The sequence below is a fragment of the Haloechinothrix salitolerans genome, from assembly GCF_042662605.1.
GTDB classification, from domain to species: domain Bacteria; phylum Actinomycetota; class Actinomycetes; order Mycobacteriales; family Pseudonocardiaceae; genus Haloechinothrix_A; species Haloechinothrix_A salitolerans.
The window spans coordinates 6,634,168-6,661,105 of record NZ_JBHSXX010000001.1 but is presented as its reverse complement, the minus strand read 5'-3'; the positions used below and the strand labels follow the sequence as shown (position 1 = coordinate 6,661,105).

The 26,938-nt window shown below is 65.9% G+C and carries 20 protein-coding genes; 6 read left to right on the top strand and 14 right to left on the bottom strand.

What is annotated here, in order from left to right; translation table 11 throughout:
- Positions 1-2: 2 nt before the first annotated feature.
- Complete coding sequence (locus tag ACFQGD_RS31945; RefSeq protein WP_345391869.1) at positions 3-1,214, bottom strand: glycine cleavage T C-terminal barrel domain-containing protein; 1,212 nt, start codon at positions 1,212-1,214, stop codon at positions 3-5.
- A gap of 325 nt (positions 1,215-1,539) precedes the next feature.
- On the opposite strand from ACFQGD_RS31945, the gene ACFQGD_RS31940 reads away from it, so the two are divergent.
- A complete protein-coding gene (locus tag ACFQGD_RS31940; protein WP_345391866.1) occupies positions 1,540-1,875 on the top strand; it encodes a type II toxin-antitoxin system Phd/YefM family antitoxin in 336 nt (111 codons plus the stop codon).
- Positions 1,872-2,288 carry a type II toxin-antitoxin system VapC family toxin gene (locus ACFQGD_RS31935; protein ID WP_345391863.1) on the top strand — a complete coding sequence of 139 codons (417 nt, stop codon included), beginning with the start codon at positions 1,872-1,874 and terminating at the stop codon, positions 2,286-2,288. Before ACFQGD_RS31940 ends, ACFQGD_RS31935 begins: the two co-directional genes overlap by 4 nt.
- Before the next feature lie 56 nt (positions 2,289-2,344).
- On the opposite strand, the gene ACFQGD_RS31930 is transcribed toward ACFQGD_RS31935, so the two are convergent.
- A complete protein-coding gene (locus tag ACFQGD_RS31930) occupies positions 2,345-2,656 on the bottom strand; it encodes a hypothetical protein (protein WP_345391860.1) in 312 nt (103 codons plus the stop codon).
- Positions 2,657-2,908: 252 nt separating this feature from the next.
- On the opposite strand from ACFQGD_RS31930, the gene ACFQGD_RS31925 reads away from it, so the two are divergent.
- Both ACFQGD_RS31925 and ACFQGD_RS31920 read left to right on the top strand, forming a co-directional pair.
- Positions 2,909-3,478 carry a phospholipase D-like domain-containing protein gene (locus ACFQGD_RS31925; RefSeq protein ID WP_390221133.1) on the top strand — a complete coding sequence of 190 codons (570 nt, stop codon included), beginning with the start codon at positions 2,909-2,911 and terminating at the stop codon, positions 3,476-3,478.
- The gene (locus ACFQGD_RS31920; RefSeq protein ID WP_390221131.1) at positions 3,475-5,949 is read left to right on the top strand and encodes a DEAD/DEAH box helicase family protein; all 2,475 of its coding nucleotides are present in this window, start codon (positions 3,475-3,477) and stop codon (positions 5,947-5,949) included. The genes ACFQGD_RS31925 and ACFQGD_RS31920 overlap by 4 nt, the downstream gene beginning before the upstream one ends.
- Before the next feature lies 1 nt (position 5,950).
- Here ACFQGD_RS31920 and ACFQGD_RS31915 read toward each other — a convergent pair whose 3' ends face one another.
- The 5 genes from ACFQGD_RS31915 to ACFQGD_RS31885 all read right to left on the bottom strand — a co-directional run bounded on the left by ACFQGD_RS31915 (position 5,951) and on the right by ACFQGD_RS31885 (position 11,005).
- Entirely contained in the window at positions 5,951-6,697 is a 747-nt protein-coding gene (locus tag ACFQGD_RS31915; RefSeq protein ID WP_345391854.1) for an ESX secretion-associated protein EspG, read from the bottom strand.
- A gap of 1,241 nt (positions 6,698-7,938) precedes the next feature.
- Entirely contained in the window at positions 7,939-8,703 is a 765-nt protein-coding gene (locus ACFQGD_RS31910; RefSeq protein ID WP_390221130.1) for a DUF3558 domain-containing protein, read from the bottom strand.
- 1 nt (position 8,704) lies between these two features.
- Positions 8,705-9,073: a hypothetical protein gene (locus ACFQGD_RS31905; protein WP_345391845.1), complete on the bottom strand. Its 369-nt coding sequence runs from the start codon at positions 9,071-9,073 to the stop codon at positions 8,705-8,707.
- Positions 9,074-9,380: 307 nt separating this feature from the next.
- Entirely contained in the window at positions 9,381-10,766 is a 1,386-nt protein-coding gene (locus tag ACFQGD_RS32030; protein ID WP_465261644.1) for an ERCC4 domain-containing protein, read from the bottom strand.
- Positions 10,767-10,831: 65 nt separating this feature from the next.
- On the bottom strand, positions 10,832-11,005 hold the full coding sequence (locus ACFQGD_RS31885; RefSeq protein ID WP_345391836.1) for a hypothetical protein: 174 nt from the start codon (positions 11,003-11,005) through the stop codon (positions 10,832-10,834).
- 17 nt (positions 11,006-11,022) lie between these two features.
- Here ACFQGD_RS31885 and ACFQGD_RS31880 point away from each other — a divergent pair, with 17 nt between their 5' ends.
- A complete protein-coding gene (locus ACFQGD_RS31880) occupies positions 11,023-11,673 on the top strand; it encodes a hypothetical protein (RefSeq protein WP_345391833.1) in 651 nt (216 codons plus the stop codon).
- Here ACFQGD_RS31880 and ACFQGD_RS31875 read toward each other — a convergent pair.
- A complete protein-coding gene (locus tag ACFQGD_RS31875; RefSeq protein ID WP_345391829.1) occupies positions 11,670-12,086 on the bottom strand; it encodes a nitroreductase/quinone reductase family protein in 417 nt (138 codons plus the stop codon). The genes ACFQGD_RS31880 and ACFQGD_RS31875 overlap by 4 nt on opposite strands.
- Positions 12,087-12,108: 22 nt before the next feature.
- Positions 12,109-12,372 carry a DUF1905 domain-containing protein gene (locus tag ACFQGD_RS31870; RefSeq protein WP_345391826.1) on the bottom strand — a complete coding sequence of 88 codons (264 nt, stop codon included), beginning with the start codon at positions 12,370-12,372 and terminating at the stop codon, positions 12,109-12,111.
- A gap of 200 nt (positions 12,373-12,572) precedes the next feature.
- Here ACFQGD_RS31870 and ACFQGD_RS31865 point away from each other — a divergent pair, with 200 nt between their 5' ends.
- Positions 12,573-13,028 (top strand): AlbA family DNA-binding domain-containing protein, encoded by a 456-nt coding sequence (locus ACFQGD_RS31865; protein WP_345391823.1) that lies wholly within the window; start codon positions 12,573-12,575, stop codon positions 13,026-13,028.
- A gap of 376 nt (positions 13,029-13,404) precedes the next feature.
- On the opposite strand, the gene ACFQGD_RS31860 is transcribed toward ACFQGD_RS31865, so the two are convergent.
- From ACFQGD_RS31860 to pglX, 5 genes are read right to left on the bottom strand one after another with little or no spacing between them, the layout of a single operon-like run.
- Positions 13,405-15,501, bottom strand: a complete 2,097-nt coding sequence (locus ACFQGD_RS31860) for a DEAD/DEAH box helicase (protein ID WP_345391820.1) — start codon at positions 15,499-15,501, stop codon at positions 13,405-13,407.
- Positions 15,498-16,817, bottom strand: coding sequence for a BREX system ATP-binding protein BrxD (brxD, locus tag ACFQGD_RS31855; protein WP_345391817.1), 1,320 nt, complete (start codon positions 16,815-16,817; stop codon positions 15,498-15,500). The genes ACFQGD_RS31860 and brxD overlap by 4 nt, the downstream gene beginning before the upstream one ends.
- Positions 16,814-19,474, bottom strand: coding sequence for a BREX-2 system phosphatase PglZ (gene pglZ / locus ACFQGD_RS31850; RefSeq protein WP_345391814.1), 2,661 nt, complete (start codon positions 19,472-19,474; stop codon positions 16,814-16,816). Before pglZ ends, brxD begins: the two co-directional genes overlap by 4 nt.
- Positions 19,474-23,196: a PglY protein gene (locus ACFQGD_RS31845; RefSeq protein WP_345391811.1), complete on the bottom strand. Its 3,723-nt coding sequence runs from the start codon at positions 23,194-23,196 to the stop codon at positions 19,474-19,476. Before ACFQGD_RS31845 ends, pglZ begins: the two co-directional genes overlap by 1 nt.
- A 13-nt stretch (positions 23,197-23,209) precedes the next feature.
- Positions 23,210-26,914 (bottom strand): BREX-2 system adenine-specific DNA-methyltransferase PglX, encoded by a 3,705-nt coding sequence (gene pglX, locus ACFQGD_RS31840; protein ID WP_345391808.1) that lies wholly within the window; start codon positions 26,912-26,914, stop codon positions 23,210-23,212.
- Between the last annotated feature and the right edge of the window lie 24 nt (positions 26,915-26,938).

Genomic DNA, 26,938 nt, shown 5'->3' with positions numbered 1-26,938 from the left:
CGTCAGCCCTTCGGGGTTTCCTTGCGCGGGTCGATGAAGGGCTTCTCGACAACGGTGCCGGTCCGCAGGCCGGTCGGTGTGCGCACCGTGACGGTGTTGCCCAGTTCGGTCAGCTCGATCGGCAGCATGGCGAGCCCGATGTTGCGCTCCAACCGGGGCGAGTAGCAGGCGCTAGTCACCCGGCCGACCGGTTCGGTCGAGCTGGCGTAGACGTCGAATGGCTCGATCATGGAGCCGTCGTTGTAGGTGCCGAGCGGTGGTCCGTCGATCTCGACGCCTGCCATGCGGCGGGTGATGCCTTCCGCCTTGATACGGGTCAGCGCGTCCTTGCCGATGAAGTCGGCGTCCTGGTCGAGGTCGACCATCCAGTGATAGTCGTAGCCGACTTCGAGCGGATTGGTGTCGAGCGTGATGTCGCTGCCGTAGGCGAGCATGCCGCCTTCGATCCGACGCATGTGGCACGGCCCGATCGGACGCATGCCGTGCGGCTCGCCCGCCTGCCACACCGCGTCCCACAGCCGCTCGGCGTCGCGGGAGGCGTTGTAGAGGTAGATCTCGTAGCCGATCTCGCCGGAGTAGCCGGTGCGGCTGACCACGACGTCCATGTCGTCGACGGTGAAATCGCGCAGCCGGTAGTACGGCACGTCCAGGATTTCCGCGCCGAACAGGTCGGACATGACCTGCTTCGACTTCGGTCCTTGGATCTGTAGCGGGGCGACGTCGGCCTCGCGGATCCGGACGTTCCAGCCGCCCGCGTGGGCCAGCCCCATCGCCCACAGCCCGACGTCACTGTCGGCGAGCGAGAGCCAGAACCGGTTCTCCTCGACCCGCAGCAGCACGGGGTCGTTGATGATCCCGCCGTCCGGCGCGGTGACGAACACGTACTTGCACTGGCCGACGTCGCACTTGCTGAGGTCGCGCGGTACCAGCATGTTCGTGAAATCGAAGGCGTCCGGGCCGGAGATCTCGACCTGCCGCTCCACGCCGACGTCCCACAGCGTCACACCCTGCAACAGGGCCCAGTACTCGCCGACGGGGTCACCGTAGTGGCGGGGGTGATAGGTGTGGTTGTAGACGCTGTACGCGGCGACGCCGTGGGCCCGCGACTTCCAGAAGTACGGCGACTTCCTGAGCCGCGTGTAGAGCATCACGGCTGGCTGGTCCACCGCCGTTGTCGGGTGGGCCGCTGGGTAGGGGTGTAGTACGTCTGTCATGAGGGACACCTCGCTGTTGCGCCTGGGAATCCGGAGTAGGGAGATGTGGCGGACTGGGTGGCCGGAGCCGGGTGCCGTAGCTGATGTGCGGCCCGTAGCTGACGATGCGTGTCGCGGCGCTCGTTGCGTAATGCACATCAGTTGTGTTCTACGCAACACCAGTCTGCGACTGGAGTGGTCAAGCCGTCAAGGGGAGATTGCTCGTCCGTTGGAGCGACATCGCGGGTGATGGCGCACTTAGGGAGCGCTTTTCGCCAGCGCCACGCGCGGTTCGTGTTGGTGTGGTTCTTGACCATCACCAGAACGTGCTGTCTAGACTGTCTAGATGGATCGTCGATGGCCCACGCAAGACGCCAAGCAACGCCTCAGCGAACTGCTGCGGGCGGCTCGGGAGGACGGTCCGCAAGTCGTCACGAAGCACGGGGTAGACGTGGCGGTGGTGCTCGACGCCGCGGAGTACCGGCGGCTGGCGGGTCTCGACGTCGAGGTGGATCTCAAGCAGGCACTGGTGGGGGAGGCGGCTGACGGGGCTTCGGGTGACGTCGCTGGCTCGGCTTCCGGTATCGCTGTGTCCGCCACGGCGGCCGAGGTCCTGATCGACGTCGTCGCCGACCGGGAGCGGGATCAGCCACGTGATCTCGACGTGGGCGGGGCGCGATGAGCTACCTCATCGACACCGACGTCGTGGTCGAGATCCGTAAGTCCGAACCGGACCGGGGTGTCGCCGCGTGGTGGGAGCGAGTGTCAGCGCACGAGCTGTTCCTGAGCGCGGTGACGATCGGCGAGCTGCAGCGGGGCGCGGAACGCCTACGGCAGCGCGGCGATGACGCGGAGGCGAGCCGGTTGCACGACTGGCTCGGCGGGATCGTGACGCGGTTCGATGACCGGATCCTGCCGGTGACGGCGGCGGTGACCAGCGCGTGGGGACGGCAGGACAGCACGCAGCCCATCCCGGTGCTTGACGGCCTGATCGCCGCGACGGCCAGTGTCAATGGACTTGCCGTCGTCACCCGCAGGAGTGGTGACATGGCAATGGCGGGCGCACGTGTACTGAATCCGTACGCGGCTGTATAGGGCGGCGCGGCTGTCGCGGCGCGAGCGTCATTCACCGCCCGTGGTCGTGACGTTCTTCAGGCGCTGCGGGATCGCGTTGACACGGGACGTCCGGAGTTGGCCTGATCAGCCGAGGCGTTTCTGGTGAACGGCGGCTGGGACGGCCAGCTGTAGTGGTACTCCGCCGCGATCGCTTTCCGGAGGTTCACGATCAGGCGTGCGGCGTCGTTCGGTTCGAGGTACACGGTCTCGCTGTCCTCACCCACCCGGAGCGCGATGTTGAGCTTGCCGTTGGCCTGGGCGAGGCCGACGACGACGGGACACGAGCGGCCCGATGGTTCGGCGCCGTGCACGATCAATGCGGTGTGCAGTCCATGCTGTTCGGCCATGACATGCCTCCGAGTCCTGCCGAAGCGGGTTTGGGCGTTCGCAGGACGGTACGGCGAGGTTGCCGGTTCTACGAGCGCTCTTGCCTGGTCATCGCATCACCGGCCCTATGCGTTTCGCTACGTGACGAATTGATCCCAGTGCTTACTCCGCGTAGACGACCCACGGGAGTGGTACCAGCCGGTCCGTTCGGGTGCGACAGGGCGGTACCAACCTCGCGAGTGTTAAAGAGGGTTACGTGGCAAAGTTGGCGCATGGACCCGCTGGCCGACGGTATCCCCGACGCCGTCCGCACCATTCGCCTTGAGCGCACGCTCGCGGTCCTGCGCACTCGCTTTCAGCCGGGGGCATCGGTCGGCCGTGCTGCCGAACCGGTCCAATCACCCGAGGCCATCGCGCGGCGGGTCGCCGAAGCCGTACGCCGACGTATCGAGACGGAACCGGACGACGAACGGCGAAACGACCTGGTCAACCGGGTGCTCGAACTACTAGACGACGATGACGGCGGCTCAGGCTCGCTCGACCGTTTCATGGCGTTCACCGGCTTCGACTCGGGGGCGGTTCCGCGCCAGCAGCTGCCGGCGGCAGGCGATGGGGTGGCTGCCATCGGTGCGGCCGCCAGCCGGTTGCTTGCCCACAGGTCGTCGTCCGACGACGTGCTGTCCGGCGGGACCGCGTCGTCATCGCTTGCTGTCGCCTTGCGGGCTGAACTCGCCAGCGCCGATCGAGTGGACCTACTGTGCGGGTTCGTGCGCCGCGACGGTCTGTCGCTACTCGACGATGCGTTCAACGACCTACGCCAGAGGGTGTACCGGTCCGGGTGATCACCACGGCAAGGCACGGCGCGACGGAGCGTGCGGCCATCGACCACTTGGTCGAGCGCGGCAACGCCGAGGTCCGCATCGGCTACGGCACGGAACCCGAACGGCCGCACGCCAAGGCGTGGCTGTTCCACCGCACGTCCGGGGACGACACGGCGTTCGTCGGCAGCACGAACTTGTCCCGAGCGTCGCTTGCCGAGGGCATGGAATGGACGCTGCGGCTGTCCGGCACCGCGACCCCTGAGCTGCTACGCAAGTTCCAGGCCGCGTTCGATAGCCACTGGACGTCCAGTGCGGTCGAGCGGTATGACCCCGCCCGTGATGCGCCCCGGCTCGACGCGGCTCTCGCCACTGGCGACGGCGTCCCGCCGACGATCGGGCACGCTGGACTTCAAGTCCGGCCGCTACCGCATCAGCAGGAGGCGCTCGCGGCGTTGGACGTCGAACGCGACACACACGACCGGCACCGCAATGTGGTCGTCGCAGCGGCCGGTACCGGCAAAACCGTGCTTGCCGCGCTGGATTACCGGCGGCTTCGGGAGCGACGCGAGACGAGCTTGTTGTATGTCGCGCCACGGGGTGCGTCGTTGGAGTCGGCGCTGCGGACGTTCCGCGAGGCACTTGGTGACGACAAGTTCGGCGCGATCCACATAGCGGGTAGGCGGCCGCGTCGTCGGCACCTGTTCGTCAACATCAGCGACCTCGTCGAGCACGGGATCGACGAGTTACCCGCTGGCCGTTTCGACGTCGTCGTCGTGGACGGCTTCGACCCTGGCGCGGCCCCCGGGTACGCGCGGCTGTTGGGGCATCTGCGACCCAGGGAACTGCTCGGCCTCACCGCAGCGCCGGACGACGAGGTGTTGCAGCATTTTGACGGCCGTTCGGCGTATGAGCTGTCACTGTGCGACGCGGTGGCGGCCGAGCTACTGGTGCCGGTGCGGTACTTCGGCATCGCGGACGACGTCGATGTGTCTGACGTGAACTGGAAACTCGGCACGTACGACGTCGACGCCCTCGACGCGCGCTACACCGGGAACGATGCGCGGGCGAACATCGTGCTCACCGCGCTGCGCGAGAACGTGTCCGATGTGAGCTCCATGCGGGCGGTGGGGTGGTGCGTGTCGGACGCGCACGCCGAGTACATGGCTCGCGCGGCCTGCGAATCCGGTATTCCGGCGCTGGCTGCTACCGGTGCCGGCCACGATGAGGCGGTCGCCGCGCTCCGGACGGGCGACGTTCGCCTCCTGTTCGCGTCCGACGGCGACGAGGTGGATGTTCACGGAGTCGACACCGTGCTGCTGCTGTGGCCCACCGACAACCCGGCGCGATTCCTTCGGCAGCTCGGTGTCGGCCTGCGCCGCGCGCCGGGCAAAGCCGCGCTGACGGTGCTCGACTTCATCGGTACGCAGCGCCCGGAGTTCCGATTCGACGTGCGGTACCGCGCACTGACCGGTGCGAGCCGACGTGCGTTGCGACGTCAGGTGGAACAGGGCTTTACCGCGCTGCCGTCTGGTTCCCGTGCGGTGCTCGACCCAGCCGCGCGGCGCATCGTGCTAGCCAACCTCGGCGCACCGTCGCGGCTGTCCCGGGGCCAGCTCGCCGCCGACGTCCGCTCCCACGGCGATCTACCGCTCGCCGCGTACCTGCACCAGGCCGACCGCGCGGTGTCCGACGTCTACCGCAACGGTGGCACGTGGATATCCGCTCGCCGTGCGGCCGGGTTCGTGACGCCGTCCGGAGGTCCCGACGAAGACGTCCTGCTCCGGCGGGTGGCGGCGTTCGCGCACGTCGACGACGCCGAACGCGCGGAGATGTACCGGCGTCTGGTCGACGTCGATGGTCCGCGCTATGGACAGCTGACCGAGCGGGAGCAGCGGCTGGCGCGGATGCTGCTGTTCACGGTGTGGCCGAAGCGTGGCGGGTTCGCGTCGTACCCGGCGGGGCTGGCGCATTTGCGACGGCATCGGGCAGTCTGCGCGGAGATCGCGGAGCTGATCGACGTCGCGCTAGATCGCGCGCGGCATGTGGCAGTGTCCCTCGACGCCGAACTGGCGTCGGTGCCGTTGGCCAGCCACGCTCGGTACTTGCGCGCGGAGATCCTGGCCGCGCTCGGCTACGCGACATTGCGACGTCCGCCGGGTGGCCATAACGCGGGCGCGGCGTGGTGCCCGGCGACCCGCACCGACGCGCTACTGGTGACGCCGGGCGCTGGCGAGCTGGTGAGCACTGAACTCTTTCGCTGGCGGCCGAGGCACCGGTTGTCGACGTCATCCACGACGGGCCAGCGCTACCTGCGCCACGCCGAACAGGGCAGCCACGTGGTGCTTTTCGTGCGGGAGATGTCTACCGGCGACAGCCCGGCGCCCTTCCGGTGCCTCGGTCAGGCCTCGTATGCCGAACACGGGGAGGACCCGCTGTCGATCACGTGGCGACTGCATCGCCCGATGCCATCCGAGCTGGTGGTCGAGTGGTGAACTAGCGGCCTCGCAGGGCATCCTCGAGTTGCGCGAACCGCTTGGCCAGCTCGTTGGGGCCCGCAGGGCCAAGGTTCAGCCACCCACCATCGGCGTGCACCAAGAGGCCGCGTCCGGTTTCGTTGTCGATCCAGCAACTCAGCGGGGGCTTCGTCGCGATGCGTTTACCGTGCGCCTCGTGCCGGATGGCCGCGTGCATCTCGCCGACATTGGTCCGCTCAAGATGCAGCCAACGCTGCATGTGCCGTGCGTCGGTGACGCTGGGGCCCGGTGGTGGGCGTTCGCCTTTCTCGATCGCTTCGAGGATGGTGCGGTCACAGCTCATCGAACGGATCCGCGCGGCAGGCGTTTCTGGCAGCGCGCTCGCCACTCGGATGCCGAGCTGGTCATATGGGATCGGCTCGAGGTCGACCATGCCGCCGCCCGCGATGACCAGCACGGCGTCGCGGCCGATCACCGCAGCTCGGACGGTGACATGATTGCCCTCCACCTTGGCGAGCGTGTAGTACTCGCGGGCGGCGCGTTGCATCACGACGAGCGTTTCCGCGAAATCGTCCGAGACGGCGTTGCCCGTCGTCAGACCTTGCTCGGCGAACTCGGCGAGAATCTGCCGGTCGCGCACCGCGGCGTCGTTCGGCGGATACCACAGCGCGCCCCCGATCAGCGTCGGATGCGGTTCACCGAGATTGAGCCACTGGATGGCTCTGGTGTACGCCTCCACCGAGATGGAGACAGCGTGCTTGATCACGTCGAGAATCCCCCTGTCGAGTGGCGTGCTATTCGCCGATGACCGGCGGGACGACGGTAAAGCCCGTGCTCTCGTCGACCAGCTTTTCGCCGTGCTCGTCGTACTCGACGTGCAACCCCGGGTCCATTTCCTGCTTGATGTAGTACTTGTCCTGGTGCTCGCCGTCGTCATCGCCGCCTTGGCCGCGGCCTGCGCCAGCGCCCCCCATCATGCCGCCCATGCCGCCGCGACCGGGGCCGAAGCCCGCTCCGCCCTTAGCGGCCATTCCGCCGGGTGCCGCACCCTGGCTTGGCATCGCACCAGCGGCCTTGCCGCCGCCGAGCGGTTGCCCGGCCATACCTGATGCCGAGCCCGCCGCCGCACCGCCACCGGCGACGGCACCGCCCGCCAGGCCAGGACCTGCCGCGCCGCCAGGGCCATACCCGCCGTCAGCGCCGGACCGGGGTCGCCCGGTACCGAGTCCTGACGTCGTGGTGCTGCCGGGGCGGATCAGACGGCCGTCCGGAGTGCGCACGGTGCCGTCTGGGTAGCGGATGGTGCCGTCTGGGTAACGGATCGATCCGTCCGGCAGTCGCTCCGCCCCCGGCGGGAGGCCGGTGGACGGGCCGGTCGCTGACGGGCCCGTAACGCTGCCGCCGGAGCCCGCCGGGCTGGTGCCGCCGTAATAGCCACCCGCACCAGCGGGTGACTGGACCTGCGGGGCGCTCGTGCTGTAGGAACCGCCGCCATACGCGCCACCGCCGTATCCCGATGCCGCCGTTGGCGCCGACCCCGAGCCACTGGAGCTTGGGCTCGTCGCGCCGCCACCACCGGCAACCCCGCCGGTCCGGCCCTTGTCGCCGGAGTTCACGTCGTCGCCGATCTTGATTTCCGGGAACGGCTCGTTCATCAGCCGCTGGTTCTGCTGCGAGCGGCTGTAGAATTTGTCGTATTCGTTGATGTTGTGTTGGTTATCTGCCTGCCACTGCGCGTTCTTGTCTTCTTGGCTGTCAAAGCCGGGGAGGACGCCGTACCACCCTGCTTCTTCCGGCTCCGCATCCACCGGGTGTAGCCCGTTACGCAAACTCGCGTGACTCGACGATTCGTCGTCGTAGCTGTACTGCGCGGGCTCCATGTTGGCCTTCGCGACCGTCGCGGAGACCTTCTGCAGCTCCATCATCTCGGCCTTGGCGGCCTCAGCGGCCTCGCCCTTCCACGCGTCACCGAGCGACTTGACGATCCGCGACAACTCGGTGTCGACTTCATAGTGCGATTTGTGCAGATCCCCGAATGCTTGAGCGCCATTGCCGAGTGCGTGTTCGAAGTCCGCCCTGGGGTTGACTCTGCGGTAGATCTCGTACCCGCTTATGCAGTAGGGCAGCATTACCCTTCCCCTTCATAGTCTTCACCGCGAGGTTCGCAATCTTTTGCGCGAAAGCGCAGGGATCGTTAGTGATCTCCTTGTCCTCGTCGGTGACTTCCACACCATATGCAAGGTCGTTACGGACCCCGACCGTGATGCCGCAGATACCTCGATCGCTTTCATCCTTATATTCTGCCCGAATAGCTGGGTGTCCTGCGATGGGTCGGAGCTCCTGCCAGACCTTGTAGTCGCCCAGTTCGCGTCGCTCGTAAAGGCGACTCAAACCTTCGGTTGGTGGATCGCCGGTGATAAAGGCACCACTGAACCCAGCGAGGGTCGCGTTCGAGGGGTACCAATCGCACGTCGGGCCAGCCTCTACGTGGGGGTTCGGTTCTGCGTCGACGTCATCGAACCCGATTGACGAAAACTGCTTCGCTGATATCACTGAGCATGGATCGGATTCCCACTTTTTCGTGTTAATCGGTTGAGCGACAGCGGGGGCGCCGCTGTGCGGCAAGTCGCCGTTGGGGCTGGTCAAAGCCGAACTGTTGGCGCCCGCGTCGTCGGAAGATGCCGGTGCGCCAGCTTCGCTATCCGAACAACCCGCGAGCACTACACCGGCCACCAGTATTAGAGCAGGAAGGGTTAAACCTGTTTTAGCCATGTCAGTGCTTCATTCCCTTGTCAAATCCCCAACTCAGGTCTTCCTCGCGGTTGATATAGTCGACTCGCAGCTTCTCTAGTTTCCGGACGAAATTTTTGAGTGCCTCGACGTAATTATCGTTGAACTCGGTGTAGCGCTCGGCATGCTGTTTCGCGAATGCTACGAACTGGTCCCCCGCAGGGTGATCCGGTGGATTCAGCATTCTTTCGAAGATGTTTGCTGCGTCACGCCGCGCTCGCATGAGTTCTCGCTGGATTAAGTCGTTCGTGTCGTCGATGATGCGCTGTATCCCATCGGCATCGAACGCGATGTCCTCGACGTCACCGGCTGCGGCCGATGTGCTCGCCAGATAGCCGTCGATCCTGACCATGACAGCAGATCCCCTTTCGTCCCCATGCGTCGCGCGGCCACTGTGGCAGCTGTCAACGCTCTGTCACGGTATCCAACCGGTTAAACGGTCACAATCGAATCCGTCACATCGTCGGACGCGACCACCCACGTCTGGGTTCCATCCGACGATCAGTTGCATTCGCTAACAGCGTGATCCCGTCAAGTCTGCCATATCGGGCCGCAGCCTTGCCCGGCTCAGACGAAGATGGGGCTGGGCTAACGCTTGCGCGTGCGTCAGCGGTCGACAGTTCGGAATCAGCGGTCTCACCTGCTACGCGGTAGGAACATTAGGCTCCCCTCTTCATGGTCTTCACCGCGAGCGTTGCGAGTTTCGTGGCGACAGCACACGGGCCGTCGCCCAAGTTCTTCTCCGGGTCGGTGACACTGACGCTGTACGCGAGGTCGTCACGGAGCCCGACACCTACTAAGCATTCGCCTCGTGCCCGATCGTCGTCTTCGAGCGCCGCCACGGCGGGATGGCCTTCAATGGGATCCAGTTCCTGCCACAGCTCATAGTCGTATGCGTTGTTGTTGGCGTATACCGTGCTCAATCCTTGCGGTGAGTAACTAGTTGGACTGGCTGTAATGAACGTTGCTCCCAGTAATCCTCGTCCCTCTGGATACCAGTTGCATTTGGGCCGGCCATCGCATCGTCGGACGTGGCCACCCACGATTAGGTTCAGTCCGACCGTGACCGGCATGCTAGCGGTGTGCGTCCCGCCAAGCCTGCCAGATCTCGGGCCGCAGCCTGCCCCGATCGGACACAGGCAGGCCGTGGTCCATAGCCCACGCGCGGACCTCGGCTGTCGATGGTTCGGGCGCCGCGGGCGCGTCACCGGTCTCGCTGTCGGCGGCGGGGGCGATGCGGGGGAGTGCGTCTCGTTCGGTGTACGCCCACTGCCGTGCGGCGGCGAGGTACCGGTATGTCCACTCTTCGGCGAGTTGACGGTTCTCGCAGAACACGATGGGAACCTCGCTCCAGCGCACTGGAGCTCGGCGAGGCCGTCAGCGACGTCGGCTGGGCGCATCCGGTCGAGCTTGAAGATCTCCGAGTATCGATCTTCCACGACGACGGCGGCGCGAGGCAGCGCGGCGAGCTCTCCGAGGGCATAGCGCAGTGTGCCGTTGATCAGACTGGTCACGAGGTCGCCTAGTGACTTCCGCTCGACCGCCGCTACCAGCCGTCCGTCGACCAACGTGCCGTAGTCTCCACACGGCAGCGTTCGCTTGACGACGTTCACCTGCTGGGTGCTGAATCGGTACGCGTAGTGCTCGCGGCTATCGACGATGATCTCCAGGTCGGCGATCCCGGCCGCGCGTGCGCTCGGCGTCCGCAGGTTCGGTCGCGCCTGCTTACGGGTACGCGGTGACTGCCAGAACACGGCGTCTCGACCCCGCGCCTTGGTGAACACTAGCTGCGAGCGGTTCTCCCGGTAGCGGTCCAACACGACGTCGATCGCGGCACCTCGACGTCGACAGGACCGCAGCGGCGCGCGCTCCACGATGTCCGGGTCGTCCGGCCACTCGTCAGCCGACACCGGGTAGCAGTACAGCGCTTTGGTGCGCGGCCAGGTCCCAGACGTACGGAATACCAAGCCGCCCTCGATGGGCAGCCGCAGCAGGTAGGCCAGCCGCGAGTCCGGGTCAGGGTTGCTGGCAATCAGCAGTTCCACGGCGGCAGTGTGGCAGGACAACTCACGTGGCTCTACTCGACACGGTCTTCAGTCCGATGCGGTCCTCAGCCCGACGCCGGCTTCTCGGCCGGTGAAGCTTCAGCCAAGCGGGCGTGCAGGCGTTCGCGGATCTCCTCGGGCGTGTAGGCCCGTCGACGTCGCTCTGCCCTGGCGATCACGACCCCGGTGGCGGCGACACCGGCGATGCCCGCCAGGCCGAGTACCTTCCACCAGCGCATGTGCTTAGGCTACAACCGTGCCAGAAGCGCGGATCACGCTCGATGAGGCTGTGACCCTCACTCGGACCGGTGACGTGTGGCTGTTCCGCGGTCACACGATGGCCGACCGCGCGATCCGAGTGACGACGAACAGTCCCGTCAACCATGTCGGCATGTCCGTGGTCATCGAGGACCTGCCGCCGCTGATGTGGCACGCGGAGCTTGGCCGGTCGCTGCCGGACATATGGGCGGGTACCCGGCAGCGAGGTGCGCAACTGCACGACCTGCGCGATGCGGTCGTCGTCTGGGGTAACCGGTACGGGCAGCGGGCGTGGTTGCGTCAGCTGGACTACGACGTCACCCGGGAGATGGAGGACGCCGTACTTCGCACGATCGCGAGGCTCAACGGAACGCCGTTTCCGTCGACGGCACGGCTGGCGTCGCGGTGGTTCCGGGGTCGGATGCCGACGCGTCGCCGGCCTGCGGCCGGGGGCGGCCTGGAGACGGCCTACTGCGCTGAGATCGTCGCCGTCACCTACGAAGCCATGGGGTTACTCGCCAGCGGGCGGCGGCCGAGCTGGTACGACCCCGGACGGTTCTGGAGCGGCGACGACCTCGCCTTGGCCCTGGGCGCTCGGCTTGGCGCGGAGATCGCGGTGACGGTTCCGCCTGGTCGTGCGCCTGCTTAGTCGAGATCGATGCGAATTGTTAGCAGGTCGGTGCCGAGCGAGCGGACCGCTACGGCATTGAGCCGAGCGCTCAGCCGCAGTCGGCTGAGCTCGCGTTGGCGTTCGCGCGGGTCGTCGTCGGTGAGGATGTGCGCGGTTCCAGTACGCCACTGGCGACCGACGCGCACGCGCACCCGGGGATTCGCTTCGATGTTCCGTACGTAGGCCGAGCGACGTCCGTGCTCGGCGACGATCCAGAACACGTCACCGTCTAGGCCATCGCCGACGGGAACTCGGCGAGGTTGGCCGGACTTGCGGCCGGTTGTCTCCAGTAGCGCATAGCCCGGTAGTGGTATACCGCGCAGCAGCGCAGTGCGGATGATCGGGTTCGCGATGCGCCGTTGCACGAACGTCACCAGCTGGTACTTGTCCATCTGGGTATTGTCCCGCTGGTGCTCAACCACGGCGAATGGTCACGGTGACCGGGTCGCCTTCGTCGAGGTCGTTGGCCTTGCGGACGGCGGCCTTGATCGCGACGAAACGTGAGCCATCGCCCTTCGGCATGACCGACGTCTTCCACCGGCTCACACCGACTTCAGCGATGATCGGGATGAAGCCGTCGTGCTCGAACTCGTCGCCGATGTCGTCCGGAACGTCGACGTGGTACCAGCCGCCGAGACCGGTGAACCGCTCGATCTCGCCAGTGAAGCTCCACTGCATGGCGGCAGTATTGCGCGAAGGACCGACGTTTGACGCTGTCGTGGCACGTGCAATTGGAGAAGCATCGTCCCTGTTGCCATGTTCGGCATGGGCAAGATGAGTCTCCATCCTTGTCGCGGGGACGTCTGGGGCCTGCGACTGTTAGGAGCATGCTCACCTCGTTGGTGTGAGCATGCTAATTAGCATGCTGGAGGCTGGGCATGCTGGACGATGAGTTAGCCGAGATCGTCGACACTCTCCGATCGCTGGGTGCTGATCATGCCGACGTCGAGGCCAAACGGGCCGAGGACAGACTGCCACGCTCGGTGAGGGAGACTCTCTCGGCCTCTGCGAATGGGCGCGGCGGCGTGCTCATCCTCGGTTTGGATGAGACGTCAGGTTTCCACGCGTCCGGAGTGCGCGACGCCGCCAAGATGACAGCCGATCTGGGGGCACTCTGCTCTGAGGATGTGGAGCCGCCCCTTCGTCCAACTATCAAAACACACCGGTTTGAGGGTGCTGATCTTGTCGTTGCGGAAATCCCCGCAGTAGAACTTTCGCGCAGGCCCTGCTACTACCGTGGCGCGGGCATATTGCAAGGCAGCTACATCCGGGTTGGCTCCGGGTGTGGAAACGGACGCAGCTGGCGAAGAGACGCAACAGGCGCACCGGGCTGATCGGCGAGCACAGGTCATCGCAGCTATTGGTGAGCAGGTTCGTTCCCGATCCGAGATCACGGCAGCCACCGGGCTTGCCGACAAAACCGTTGCTCGTTGGTTGCGCATTCTTCGACAAGAGGGATCAATCGAGTTGGTTGGCGGCGCCGATCGCAGTCCACGTGCTCGTTACCGAAGAACAAATAAGCTCTCGCTCGATGAAGGGTCGGAGCACATCTGATAGATCGTCTCGGCGTTGCCGTAGCATCGCGAGGCCAGCTACGTGCGCGTCGTCTCAGCGGCCACGTCCACCGATGACGCATCGGTCATCGTTGTCGATCCGGCGTCGTAGGTGGAACACCTTGGCGAGCGACCGATCGCGATTACTGGAGGAGAGCTACTGCGCGTCGACGTAGAATTTCCTGGGTTGCTCCAGTACGGCAGTGGCGCTGACATGGTCGCCCAGGCGCTCCGCGATCGTGCGATGTGCGAGGTCAGGAGGAAGCGCAGCGGCGAACTTCAGGCCTCGGATCGCGGACTCGTTTGTCGGCGGCGGGCTGAGGTCACCGACCTTCGAGAGCGCCTGGCTCACCTCCTTTGCCGTGGCGTCGGGGTGAAGGCGAATCGATCGGTCACCGATCCGCTGACGAGCGTCGACGAGCGTCGGCAAGGATGCGTGGAGGGTGCGGTTGGCGGCGGTACCGGCCCACGTCCACCAGTGCAGGTTTCCAGCCGCACGGAAGAACACCAAACCGTCGTCGGCCACGTGCCGACTGTGTTCTTCCCGAAGCTCGTTCAGCGCAGCCTGCGCGCGCTGCGTGAACGTCACATCGGATGGCTCCGCTCCGAGCAGCACGGCCCGCTGTGCTTGAGTTAGGTCAAAAGACAAGCCCCCGCTGCCACTGCCCCACTTGGCTTGGCCCGGCAGGTCGGTCGGCTCGACGTAGCATCGCCTGCGTTTCCAGTCGATGTGACCGACCTGCCACGCACGGCCGGCAAGTAACAGCACCCGTGGACCGTCTTGGTCATCGGTCATCAGCACGTCGTCGCCGACGCGCCCGATTTCCGAACGACCAGCGAGCACGGTGAACTCAGGCGGCGCGCTGAACACGGCAAGCAGATCGGAGAAATAGCGACGACCGAACTTGCGCTCGGCCTCCGGTCCGATGAACGCCATCGCGCCGTCGCGTTCTAGGTAGCCCTCGCTGAGCAGGTGCTCCAGGAGTTTTTGTGCGTCATCGTCGAACAGCGGCAGGTCGCCCCACCACTCCCGCCACGTTTTCGTGCCGATGGTGTGTTCCTGCAGCGCAAGCGCGAGGATCTGTTGTGCGGCGATATGGCGCGGCGCGACCGGTGGCACGATGGGTTCAACCCACCCTGCCGCCCAGCGCTCGAGCAGACCGGCTGCCACGAGCACCGCGTCCGGCTCAAGACACAGAAACAGGCAGTTCCGTGTGCTGCCGGAACGCCGACCGGTGCGCCCCAGCCGCTGCAGAAACGACGCTACGGAGCGCGGCGCGTCGATCTGAATCACCCGGTCCAGATCCCCGACGTCGATCCCCAACTCCAGCGTCGAGGTCGCGACGATCACGCAGTCTCGTGCGTCCGCGAACGCTTGCTCGGACCGGCGTCGTTCATCGGACGACAGCGATGAGTGGGAGATGAACGTCGTGACGTCTCGTGCTCGGAGCGCGGCTCCCAGCTCCTCAGCGCGGCGCCTGCTGTCGACGAACACCAGGCGCTTCTCGCCCTGGTGCAGCAGGGAGATGACCTTGGCGGCGTTAACGATCGAGCCGACGTGGTCGACGGTCACGTCCACTTCAGCCGCAACGCCCGCAGCCGGTGCGACCACGACCCGTGCCCGGCCGTGCTGCGATCCTTGCAGCCACCGCAGCAGTTCGTCCGGGTTGCCGACAGTTGCCGACAACCCAATCCGTTGCAGCGGTGCGCCGGCCAAGCGAGCCAGCCGCTCCAGCACGGCAAGGAGGTGCCAACCGCGATCATCACCAGCGAACGCATGAACCTCATCGACGACGACAGCCCGCACGTTCGCGAAAAGCTGCCGCGCATCAACCTTCGACGACACGAGCATGCCCTCCAACGACTCCGGCGTTGTAAGGAGAATGTCGGGTGGTTCGCGAAGGATGCGGCTCCGTGGACCTGCTCCGACATCGCCGTGCCACAACTCAACAGTGCGGCCGAGCCAAGCGGCGTAGCTGGCGAGCCGGGGCTGCAGGTTGTTCAGCAGCGCGCGCAGCGGACAGATGTAGAGCACCGAAAGTCCCTGCCAGTTGTGCTGCTCCATCGCGCTCAGCAAGGGAAACGTCGCTGCCTCTGTCTTGCCGCCCGCTGTCGGTGCCAGCAGCACCACGTCCTTGCCCGCAAGGACGGGCTCGATCGCCTCTTGTTGGAGGGGTCGCAACTCGCGCCAGCCGAGCGTGTTGACAAGGTGGTGCACGAGCGCCGGATGCAGGCGATCCAGCGCCGTGGTCACGGCAGGTCCAGGTCGATGTCTTCGGCGCTGGCGGCGTTGCGTTCCGCTTCGGTGAGCTCGCTCGCCGAGACGGTCACCGGGTAGTGCACGCGCGGATCGAACTCGGCGAACTCGTCCACCCGGTCGAGCACGTCTTGCACGAGCTTGCGCAGGAAGACACGAGGTGCCACGCCGACCTGTCCGCCGAGCCCACCTGTGACGGCAGCGGCGAGTTCGGCGATGAAGCCGTCGTCAACCCGGGCAGCGATGCGTTCGGGAGCGCGCGCTGCTCCTGCGTACAGGTCGCGCACCGTCCGTCCCAGTTCACCGAGCCGTTCCAAGTCGAAGCCGGTCAGCCGCAATTGCACGGCGCGCGGATTGTCGAAGCGTGCGTCCGTGGTGAAGTCGGTTGCCAGTCGTTGGGCAAGCGGAGGTAGCCGCTGTGCTCCCTGCTGACCGTCGTAGAACGCTGGGGTGCCGGTGATGAGCAGGAACAACCCGGGGAATCGTCCTGAGTCGATCTCGTCGAGCAACTGCCGCAGGGCGTTGAGCCCCTTCTCGCGGACGTCGCTGCGTACCCGCTGCAGTGTCTCGGTCTCATCGAGCACGAGCAGCAGGCCGGGGTGGCCGCAGTCGCGCAGCACCGTGAGCAGTCCCTGCAGGAAGCCGAGGGCGGCGAAATGGTCGAGCTCGCCGCGAACCCCAGCCGCCCGTCGCGCGGATGCCGCCACTGAGGGCTGGCCGCCGAGCCACGCGATCAATGCTTCTGCGGTTGCTGCGTCACCTTCGCGCTGGGCCTTCCGGTAGCCGCGCAGAGCCGCCGCGAAGGCAGGCGTTGTGCGTGCGACACCAGCTAGCCGCTGTTCCATCAAGGTGTTGACCGCCGCAGCAAGGGCGGTTTCGTCGTCCTCGTCGACGGTTTCCGTGTCGAGGACCTCCTCCTCGAGGGTGTAGAACCAGGCGTCGATGATCGGCCGAAGCGCGCTGGGCTGGTGGGTCGCCGTGGTGAGACGTTCGGTCAGCCTCCGGTAGACCGTCTCAAGTCGGTGCAGCGGCGTCTCGGTCTCGGAGACCTGGATTTCGGCGGTCGCCAACCCAGCCCGTTTGGCCCGCTCGGCAAGCCATCTGGCGAAGAACGTCTTACCTGACCCGTACTCGCCTCGCACCGCATGGAACGCCGAACCACCGCGTGTGATGCTCGCGATGTCGTCGTCGAGCGCGTTGGTGAACCGGTCGAGACCAACCGCGAACAGGTCGAGACCCTGCTGCGGGACGGTGCCGCGGCGTAGCGCGTCCAGCACTTCGCGGCGCCGGGCCGCACTCACCGCTGCGGTCACGTGTCACCCACCTTGAACTGCTCGCGAAGCAACGGGACGTTCAGGGTGACCCGGCGCCCCGAATCGATCTTTTCCAACACAGGGTAGCCCTCGACGTTGAGCAGTCGCTCCAGCGTGGTGAGCAGCCCCTCCGCCCTGCGGGCAGCCTTGCCGGCCATGGCGGCGACCGCTGAGATCGACACCCGGTCGCCTGCCTCAGCGAGTCCGTCGACGATTCGTACGACGACCTGGGTGTCGGGAGCCCGGCTGACGAACGCCTTCTGGCCTTGGTAGACCTCCGACGCGACGACTAGTGATCCGAGGCTCTCCTGCGCTGCGGGCGTCGGTCGCGGCAGGTCGAACAGCGCGCCATCCTGTTCGGTGGGCCTCCGCTTGCGCGGGGCGGCGGGCACGGACGTGGTTGACGGCGCTTCGCTGGGGGTCTTCGGCTCCCACCAGTCAGGTCGCACCGTTTCCGTCGCCAACGTGGACCAACCCCGCGGGACGCCGTCCACAGCTGGGACGAGTGCGAGCACGGGCACCGTCATCTCCGCGGGTGCCACACCACCGTGGTAACCGGCCTTCCGGTACGTGTACCGGACGTCTTCCCGCCATGGCACGACCACCTCGTCGCCGTACACCCTCGGCCCAGACCCCGCGACCTCGCCGTCGTCTGGTTTTCCCGTGCGCCATCTGGCACCACGGTCGCCGTTCGCGGGCCGAGGTCCGTCGCCGCCGCGGTCGACCACATGTCCATGGTCGGCGACGAGCAACACCGGCCTGCCGTAGTTGCGTGCCTGCGCGAGCAGCTGTGGCAGAAACCGGATGTCCGACAGCTGCCATCCGGCTTTCTCCCTGCCGTGGTCGAGCGCGTCATCGATGGTGTTGAGGACGACACCGACCACGTCGTCGCCCGCGAGCGCGGTGACGACCTCTGAGCTGAGTTGCTCACCAGCACCACCGCCGATATCGGCCTGGTGGAACAGGTTGGCCTGCTTGTGGCGGCGCTTCCAGAAGGCGCTGAACCCGGCCCGCTCGACCGGTTGGCCGCCGTCGGTGAACTTCCCGCACAGCAGCGATGCTCGGCTGACCATGGTGATGGACGGGATCGTCGCCACGGCCACCAACCTGCGGTCCGGTTCGGGAGAGACTTCGTACCACGCGTCGGCGAGTTGCTCGCCCAACTCGCTCGCGATGGCGCCGCTCATCCCGTCGACCACCACGATCAGCGGTGGCCCGCTAGCGGCAAGGGGAACCGCAGCACGATTGAGCACCTCCTCCACGAGAAGGCACCCATCAGGAGCATGCACGGAGGCATGCTTCGCCCAGGGCACGACGCGGGTGGCGAACGCCTTGTCGACCTCGGTTCGACGTCGCACTGCTTCCTCGACGAGCCGCCGGTACGCCTGGGTGACGTGTGGACCGGCGTGGTCGTCGCCCGCCCAGAGGACATCGAGCGCGCGATCCACCCAGCTCCATTCCGCCAGGTACTGGGCGACGCCGTTCGCCACCGACGGCACGTCGGACGTTGGTTGCGTCAGCCACCTGGCGATGCGCACCGCCATCTCCGCTGCACGCAGTTCGTGCTGCCGCAGTCCGGCGAGCTGGTGGTCCTGCGCCTGCCGCAGGGCGGCCCCGGCCCGTGTCGGGTCGGGGAGTGCGTTGGCTAGCTCGCTCAGTCGGGCTCGGAACGCCGACGGCAGCACGGTGCTGGAGGCCAGTGCGTCGGTGAGTCCAGTCTGGGAGGCGAGTTGATCGGCGCGTGCGAGTGCTGCCGTCACTGCCTCAACCCGCTCATCACCGTTACGCCTGCTGTGGATGGTGGCCAGCGTCCGTGTAATGACGTGCTCGACCGCGGTGGCGAAGGTACGAATCGCCGCGGCAGGAATGTTCGGGAACAACCCGCCAACGGCGGCAGCGACATCGGTGCTGGCCTGCGGATCGTGTATGGCCGTACCGACGACACCGAGCGCCATGGCGTCATCGGCCCTGCCAATTTCGACGAGTGTGAGTAGCGGTGCGACGGCGTCACCCGCCGAGGCCGCCAGCCACTCGCTGATGCCCTTCCGTTCCGCGTGGTCGAGCTGTTGGAACCGCTCCGGGCCGCCTGGAGTTTGCGTCCACGCCAATAGTCCGTCGAAGTCAAGTCCGTCACCGGGCACACCGAGCCTCGCGGCCGTGAGCGCACGCAGGGCGGCGTCGTAGGTCAGGACCCCGCCGGTCCTTGGCCAGCCGTCGGCCGGTTCGGCTGCGAGCAGCGCTGTGAGTAGCCACGGCTGCTCCCATACCTGGGGATCCAGCCTGCTCGCCCCGAACTTGAGCTGGACAACCTCGATGGGGTCGACGTTGAGAACCGCCTGCTTGACCACATGCCCGAGCAGGTCCCAGTCGAGTTCGGTCTCGTTGGCCGTGGTGGTGACGACCAGGACGCTCGTTGGGTCCGCCCGCTCCTGATGGTCCAGCCACGCGGACGCGATCCCGAGCACGGAGGGTTGGTCGGTGACGTGCACCGAGCGCTTGTGACCACCGTTGTTGATGGCGACATCGAACTGGACCTGGCTACTCGGGTCGTAGGTACCGTAGACGAGCACCAACCGTCGGTCGCCCGCCTGACGCAGCCGGTTTTCCAGCAACGGCGCTAACAGGCGGCGGTCGAGCAGCGGCGGCGCGGTGGCCATCAAGCTGGGCCGTCCTGCGACACCGGACGCCAGTCGATCTCGATGACAGTTCCGGGGTGCTGGTCACTGTAGGCACGGATCTCGGACTGCACGTCAGCCAGGATCGCAGCGATATCCGCTTCCGCGGCGCTCGGTGTGATCCGGCGTGTCCGGTGGGTGTTCGCCGGGCCTTGTGATGCGGGTGCCGCTGACGCGGGGGCCTGCGGCGGTGCGGGCGCGGGAGCCTGGGTCGCACTCGCCGCATCGGTGATGATCTGCGCCGCCTCTGCGTTGGCGCGGGTCAGTACCGGTGCGAGCTCGGTGGTGAACTCGCTGGCGCTGGCAGCTTCGGTGACGTCGGTCAGGAGCCGTTCGGACCGGTCACCGATGCCGTCCTGGTGGCCGGCCAAGGTCGCCAGGTTTGCCAGCATGCCCCAGTTGCAGGTGTCCAGCGCGCGCAGCACGGTCTCGGCGGACGTGATCGTGCGGGAAAGCTCACTGTCCGACTCCTGGCCGGGTGCAGCTGCCAGTTTGCGCGCCAACTGGGTCGGGCTTTCGGCCGCGGACAAGCTCGCCAACAGATCGGCAGCCGCTCGGGTGGAGCGAACCCTGGGTGCCGAGGCGTCGATGCCGAGCTGCTCGGAGTGCTTGTCCAGCGACCGATGCAACCCGTGCACCGCCGGCTCGTAGGTACCGACCTTCTCCCGGACGGCACTGGCGAGCTTGGTGACGTTGCCGGTGTAGCGCACCGCCGAGACCGCGACGCCGAAGAGCCTCCCGGCGCGCTCGCGTGCCAGCTGGAACTCGTCCTCACTAGGCAGCTCCTGGGCCCGCAGCGACCAGCCCGTGCCGATCTGCTCAAGCGACGGGGGGTTCTCCACGATCCCGTGATGCACCCAGGCGCTGTCGGTGAGCAGCGCGTACGTGGCGATGATGAGGTTGCTGACCAGCTTGTCGAGACCGGTGTAGCCGAGGTCGGCGATCCACTTACGGATGTCCTCGACCGCGTAGTCGCCGGTAGCGCCGACGCGGGCCGCGTGCTGGTCGATCCGCTTGCGCCATTCCGGCGAGGTCGTCAGCGGCCCGTCGTGCACCTCGCCGAGCTCGAGGGGGTGCACGATCCTACCGACTGGGGTGAGCTGGTTACGGTCCAGCTCGACACGGCCGCCTTCCTCGGTGGCCCTGGTGATCCAGTGCAGCGCGTTGCGCAGCTCACTGGGGGTGACGGGCTTCCGATCACCCTTGACGTCGAAGTTCGGATGCTTCGGATAGCGATGGCCGAACAGGTCGTCGGCGAGGGCCAGCATGTTGAACTCGAAACCGGCACCGCCTTGCAGCCGAGGCTTGTGGTCCGGGTAGAGCGAGAACACGTGGCCCTCATCGCCGACTTCCGCGCCAGCATTGGCCGGGTCGAGCCTGCTGATGCCATAGAGCTGGCCGAGGACGCCGGTGAGCTGGGTGGTAAGCGTGTCGCGCTGCGCCTCGAGCTGGTGACGCACCCGGATGCGATCGTCGCTGGACAGCGTCGACGTGTAGCTCTCCAGCCGGTCCGGGCGCTCGAGCAGATACCGGATCTTGATCAACCTACCGAGCTGGGTCGAGCGCTGATCGGACAGGAACGACGGCAGCCACACGATCGTCGGCTCGTGAACGTCCGCCCGCTGCAGCTCGCGTAGCCGCGCCAGGTCATCGCTCGGGTACTTGTTCGGGTCGTCGAACGGGTAGTCGAAGACGAACCGGATGCTGCCGGGATGATTCGGGGTGAACTGCTCGTTCGGCAGCGTCTGCCGCTCGCGGACGTTGCCGCAGACGAACTCGGCGGTGCGCTTGCTGCCACGCCAGACGACCTCGCGGGTGCAGACGAAGGCGCCGTCGTCGGTGACGCCGAGCGCGTCCCAGAGCTGCTCCCGGACCCAGGCCTTTCGCTGGCCGAGGGTGTCCACTTCGCTGACCGCATCGAGGATCGGCTCGATGTCCAGGTCCGAGAGATGCAGCGTGAACACGGGGTCCTCGTCGCCCTCCGCGCGCAGCTCGCCTCCCATCGCTGCTTCGATCTCCCGGAGCCGCTTGACGGCCATCGAACCGGGCTCGACCGTGCGGGAGCGCAGCGAGCCGTGGTTAAGTGCGGCGAGCCTGCGGCCGGTGAGCCGCTGCAGCGCGGGCACATCCGGCGCGAGCGAGGCCAGCAGCAGGGTCTTGATCAGCCGGTCGTCGGCGATGTAGTTCGGGTCGTTCGGCGACGGGTACTTGTCGTCGAGAAACGCGCGGACCTTGGCATGGAACTTGGCCGCGGACTCCGCTTCCTTGCGCAGCCGGTCGGTGAACGCCGCCGTGCTGCCCTCGGCCAGCACATCCCAGAGGTCGCCCAGTGGGATGAGCTCACCGAGCTTCATCGTTTCGCGGCGACGGTAGAGCAGGTCCTGCAGGAGCTTGAGTCCGGTGCGTTCGCGCTGCAACGCTCCCGACAGCGCGACGAGCACGTTCAGCAGCGCGGGCGAGAGCGGATAGACCTTCCGGAAGTCCGACCAGTCGGCGTGCGTGGCGCCGTTGGCATCGAGCAGCGCGTCCTTGACGTCGGCCTTGGTGGACTCGATCGCACCGAACGCGGCATCGAGCTGCGCACGCGCGTCATCCGAGCGTGGCTTGAGGACACGTTCCTTGATGATCGCGGGGAGGTTGCGATCTTCGAGACTGATCGTGTCGAACCGCTCGGCGAGGTATTGCACCTGCTGTTCGAGGTTCTTGACGTCCGAGCCGACGAGCTGGGTGAGGTCGCGCTGCCGGGAGATCAGCGACACGATCGGCACCGGGCGGTTGGTGTCACCGGACTCGATCAGCTTGACTAGCTTGCTGACCTGGTCGTTGACGAACTCGCGGCGTGACAGGTGCGCCTGCAGCCACAGGATCAGCTCATCGAGGAACAGCACAATCCCGTCGTAGCCGAGCTGCTTGGCGTGCTGGCTGATGACGGCGAGCCCGTTCTCCAGCGGCAGGAACGCCTCGGCTTCGCCCTGCTTGGCGGACGCGTACGCGGACAACGGCCCGGACAGCAGTGCGGACACCAGCGCGCTCCGGCGGGTGTCGCCAGCGGGGGCCGCGAACGCGGCGTCGAGAGCGGCGCTGGTCCAGCGGCCGCCGGTGTCGTCGAGGACGTCAAGATCATCGAGGTCGTCCTCGTCAGCCGCACCCGCGCCGTCGCCGAGCAGTTCGAGGAACTTGTCATCGCCGAGGGTGTTGCGCATGTTCTCGGCGTCGCGCAACATCTCGTCGCTGCGGTAGACGGCCGGGGTGGGTGCGTCCGGGTGCAGCTCTCGCACGGTGCGGACATAGCCGCCAAGCAGGGCCGAGTCGAGGTCAGCGGCACCGACGAGGTGGTACGGCACCATGAGGAACTTCCGGCCGCGCAGCCACTCGTCGTGCTCGTCGATGACCGGCTGCAGTCCCTGTTTCGCGCGCGCGACCGGGTGGTTGTTCAGGATGGCGTGCAGCACCGTGAGGAAGTGGCTCTTACCGGCGCCGAACGAGCCGTGCAGGTAGGCAGCGTGCGAGCTGCCGTCACGGAGCGCGGCCCGCACCAGGTTGAGCGCGCGGCGGAACGCGTCCTGGAGTTGGTCGGTGACGACGTAGTCCTCGACCATGGACTCGGTGGCGGTGAAACCCTTGGAAAGGTCGACCTTGAAGTCGCCTGCGTGCACCGACTCCGGGAGTCGAAGGACATCCCGGAGGTAAACCTCGCTGCTCACGGTGGGTCCGCCCTCACTTCTTCTTCCGTCCGCGTGTTGTCGGCGCGGGGCGCCAGGCCCGCAGCGCCTCGGTCGACAGCTGGTGCTTGGCCCGCTGCTCGTCGAGGAAAGCCTGGTACTCCTCGGCCGGGTTACCGCCCCACTGCTCGTCGTACTCGCCGTGCCACTGGTGCACCCACGGCATGAGCTCGGCCAGTCCGGCCAGCAGTGGGGTGATTTTGTCAGCCCCCCATCCTGCCTGCTCGGTACGGTCGTTGACCAGATTGACCAGCGCTTGTGCCTGATCGGCATGATCCCAACCTGCCCAGCCAAGCTGCAGCGTGTTGTCCGCGTCCGGGTTCGCCTCCGGGTACGAGATGAACCGCTCCTTCGGCACGTCGAGCTTGCCGCGATGGGTCCAATAGGACGTCTTGCGGAAGTCGGTGGACTTGTACTTCGGCGGCACCGGGATGTCGAGGCGCTGCCCGGTGCGGTCCTCCTCGCGTTGCTGCTCCCAGACGTCCTCCCACTGATCACGCTTGCGCAGACCGGTGTCCTTGTAGCGCATGGCGGCCAGGTAGGGGACGTGCTGGTCAGCGATGAGCTGTTCGAGGATCTTGGCCAGCGACCAGTTCGGCTTGTCGAGGTGATCGGATGCGTAGAGCTCGGCGACGCTGGTGAAATCTGGATCCTTGCGCATCAGCTCAGCGAGCTGGTTGACCGTCAGTGTGCGCGGCTGCGTGAAGTGGTCACGCATGGCGAACCACAGGTCGCGGTCCTCGCAGCGGTCCAGCAGCCACGTTTCGAGCGCTTCGCGTTCCTTCTTTTCCCATGGCTCGGCGGACCACCGACGTTTGCACTCGGGTCGCTCAATCAGCGCGATGTCCCGGCGCTTTTCGATCGTCTCGATCCGCTTCGCGACGACTTGGCGGTACGGCTCAGGCCAGTGGGCGGGGATCTCTGTGATGGGCGTCGAGCCGTGGCGATCGAACCACGCGGTCTCGGCCTCGCCTGCCGCCATCTTGCGCGCGAGCGCGATCTCGAAGGCGCGCTCTCCGAGGTTCAGTTCGGGCACTGTGTCCGGGTCGGCGCGCAGTTCGGCGGCTTCGGTGTCGGTGACCAGGCCGTAGAGCTGGTAGACCTCCCAATCGAGTTCTTCCTGCCGTGCGATCATTCGACCGCGGATGCGGGTGTGCCCGGCGCGCGCAGCATCGAGTTCTGCGCGGGTGGGTGTGGCCTCGGCGACGGAAGCCGACGGCTCGTGGGCAGCGAGCTCCTGGGCGAGCGAGTCAAGCGCGCGGCCTGCCTCCAAAGGCAGTTGTTCAGGGAGCGGGTACCTCGCAATATTGCTGGCATTGAAAGCGTATCTGTCCGACCATGACTCGGCACTGACTCGGGCACCGCTATCACCGATTGGATCGCCGCCCTTGGGGTAACAATTCTGTTTGAGCCAGAAGCACGCTGTAGAGGAGTTCAGCACTCCAAGCAGCATGAGGTGGTCTTCCTCGCTCGCTCCCTCCGGCAACTTAATCACCGGCGCTGTTTGCGTGAAGGTTTTCCCGCCTCGATCTAATACAAAGTGATTATGTGTGGCGACCTCAGCAAAAGCTATAGTTAAATCAGTCTTGAGTTTGGATGTGTACAGTTCCCGGTATTCGAACCACTGAATCGATTTAATGGACTCCACGGGTTTACCGAAACGTTTCCTCTTTTGCAGAGTATTGCGATTGCGCCAGAGGTGACGATACCACCTATCCCCCATGGTCATGGAGATCGGTTTGCAGTATTTGTCGTATGGCCATAGGGATTTGGCCTGTGGGTTAGCGATATAGTCACGGACGGTATCGCCTGAGATTACCGCGATCGAGTTTTCAACGCCAGAGCGGTGAACTGTTGCTTGGCTGTCAAGGAAGAAGGCTTCGTCCTGGCCTGTTATAGAGACGAGGCCGAATAGTTCTATTTTTGAATGGAGTTGGCCACCGGCTGCGCCCGCGTTTAAGCTCGTGACTAGGTCGTCAGCGCCGCCACCGCTGAGCGACCAGGGGTGCTTGGCAAACAGTTCGCTAGGTGTGTCGTTGACGGTGATCCATTCGGACTCGCTGCCGGGCTTGCTAACTTGCTCGACTATAGCGCGCCATACGTGGCCATTCTCGGGCTTTTCGGGAGTGGAGGGTTCTCCGCGAATGCCTAGAATCGCACGGATGGTGGTGCCGCTGCCGGCGAAGTCCTTGCGACCGATAATGACGACCGTGGGCGTGCCATGGCCGGGAATGTATGCACCCGAAGTGTCTATGACGTGCGATAGTGACACCGTGGGAAAGAATTTTTCGATCAGTTTTTTCCCGAATTCCCTCTTCATGAATGAGTTCGCGGTGATTTGTCCTATATATCCACCGGCCTGCTGGCGTGTGCCCAGATGGAACATTCGTTGCACGAACGGCACCGAGAGGGCGTATTCACGATGGCAGGCGCTCCAGCGTTCACGGTAGTTCTCATTTTCCTGCTTGTCTTTGACTGTGATGTAGGGCGGGTTGCCTACTACTACGTGATACGAGACCGGCGTCAGCAGCTCGCAGGACTTCACGTACTCGTTCACGTCTTCGGTGCGGTACGTGAACTCTTCGGCGCTTGCGAAGAGGTCTTCCTGCTCGCCCTTCACGTCCCGGCCGTGCATGAGGGAGTCGCCGGTGGCGACGTTGATGGGAAACGCGGGGGCGGCATCGAGTCGCTGGCCTCCACCGGCCTTCATCGCTGCTACGAGTAGTCGGAATCGTGCGATCGAGACCGCGAACGGGTTCTTGTCGCAACCATGCACGGATTCCATGGAGCGGCGGATGAGTTCCCAGTCGTCAACGCCGGGTGCTGCTTCGCGCCATTTGGCGAGCAACCGGTGGAAGATGCCCAGCAGGAAGTGACCGGATCCGCAGGCAGGGTCGATCGTGCGCAGTCCGTGCATTATCCGTTCGACTTCGCCGCCCGCACGGCGGATCTCGACGGTCGGTTCGAGCCCGAACTCCTCGACGGCAGGTTCGAGCGTGAGATCCAGGATGAACTCCTCGACGAATTCAGGAGTCTGCAGCAGCGCGTAGGTCTTGCGGGCGTTCTCGGAGAGGTCCTGGTAGAGGTCGCCGAGGAAGCGGGTGTTCCAGTCGGCGTCGCTGAAGTCGTGCACGATCTCGCCGTCCGGGCCGAGCCGACGCCAGAACTTCAGCAGCGCGCTCGCCGCCTCGTAGGACGGCGTGATCTCCCACAGCGGGTTGTGGGCGTGATCGAACAGGCCCGCCGCCGTCGGGTGCGCAGTGGCGAGGTGGTCGAACGCCGCTTCGATCCAGTCGCGGTCGTTCTTGTGCGGGTGCTCGCGGAAGAACTGCTCGTGCCGGGCCTGGGCGGTGGCCTGTCGGTCACCTGGCCCCGCCAGATACGGCTCGGGGATCAGCTGGTTGTCCTCGCAGAACCGCACGAACACGCAGCCGAGAATCCAGCCCACCGCAGCCTGCGTGACGCGTCCCTCAAGCCACGTCTCGTAGGTGGCCGCTGTTCGCTTGGCGTCGTAGGCGGCGTTGTATTCCCTGCGTAGTGGCTCGTGGAACTGCTTGTCAGTGGCCCGCTCCCTGAGGTCCACCGTGAGATCTTCAAGCTGCTTGCGTAGGTCCCTCAGCAGGGCCTTCTTCTCTACTCCGCTCGCCGTGTCTAGCACCGTCACGCTCTCGCACCTCAGTCTGCTCGCTTCCTCCCGCATCATCGCAGGCTGGGTGCCGTTCGC

Excerpts from the sequence above, each read along its gene's own strand:
- pglX (WP_345391808.1), bottom strand. The coding sequence starts at position 26,914 with ATGCGGGAGGAAGCGAGCAGACTGAGGTGCGAGAGCGTGACGGTGCTA.
- ACFQGD_RS31885 (WP_345391836.1), bottom strand. The coding sequence starts at position 11,005 with ATGCGCTGGTGGAAGGTACTCGGCCTGGCGGGCATCGCCGGTGTCGCC.
- ACFQGD_RS31945 (WP_345391869.1), bottom strand. The coding sequence starts at position 1,214 with ATGACAGACGTACTACACCCCTACCCAGCGGCCCACCCGACAACGGCG.
- ACFQGD_RS31940 (WP_345391866.1), top strand. The coding sequence starts at position 1,540 with ATGGATCGTCGATGGCCCACGCAAGACGCCAAGCAACGCCTCAGCGAA.
- pglZ (WP_345391814.1), bottom strand. The coding sequence starts at position 19,474 with ATGGCCACCGCGCCGCCGCTGCTCGACCGCCGCCTGTTAGCGCCGTTG.
- ACFQGD_RS31865 (WP_345391823.1), top strand. The coding sequence starts at position 12,573 with ATGCTGGACGATGAGTTAGCCGAGATCGTCGACACTCTCCGATCGCTG.
- ACFQGD_RS31930 (WP_345391860.1), bottom strand. The coding sequence starts at position 2,656 with ATGGCCGAACAGCATGGACTGCACACCGCATTGATCGTGCACGGCGCC.
- ACFQGD_RS31870 (WP_345391826.1), bottom strand. The coding sequence starts at position 12,372 with ATGCAGTGGAGCTTCACTGGCGAGATCGAGCGGTTCACCGGTCTCGGC.
- ACFQGD_RS31875 (WP_345391829.1), bottom strand. The coding sequence starts at position 12,086 with ATGGACAAGTACCAGCTGGTGACGTTCGTGCAACGGCGCATCGCGAAC.
- ACFQGD_RS31910 (WP_390221130.1), bottom strand. The coding sequence starts at position 8,703 with ATGGCTAAAACAGGTTTAACCCTTCCTGCTCTAATACTGGTGGCCGGT.
- ACFQGD_RS31925 (WP_390221133.1), top strand. The coding sequence starts at position 2,909 with ATGGACCCGCTGGCCGACGGTATCCCCGACGCCGTCCGCACCATTCGC.
- ACFQGD_RS31905 (WP_345391845.1), bottom strand. The coding sequence starts at position 9,073 with ATGGTCAGGATCGACGGCTATCTGGCGAGCACATCGGCCGCAGCCGGT.
- ACFQGD_RS31935 (WP_345391863.1), top strand. The coding sequence starts at position 1,872 with ATGAGCTACCTCATCGACACCGACGTCGTGGTCGAGATCCGTAAGTCC.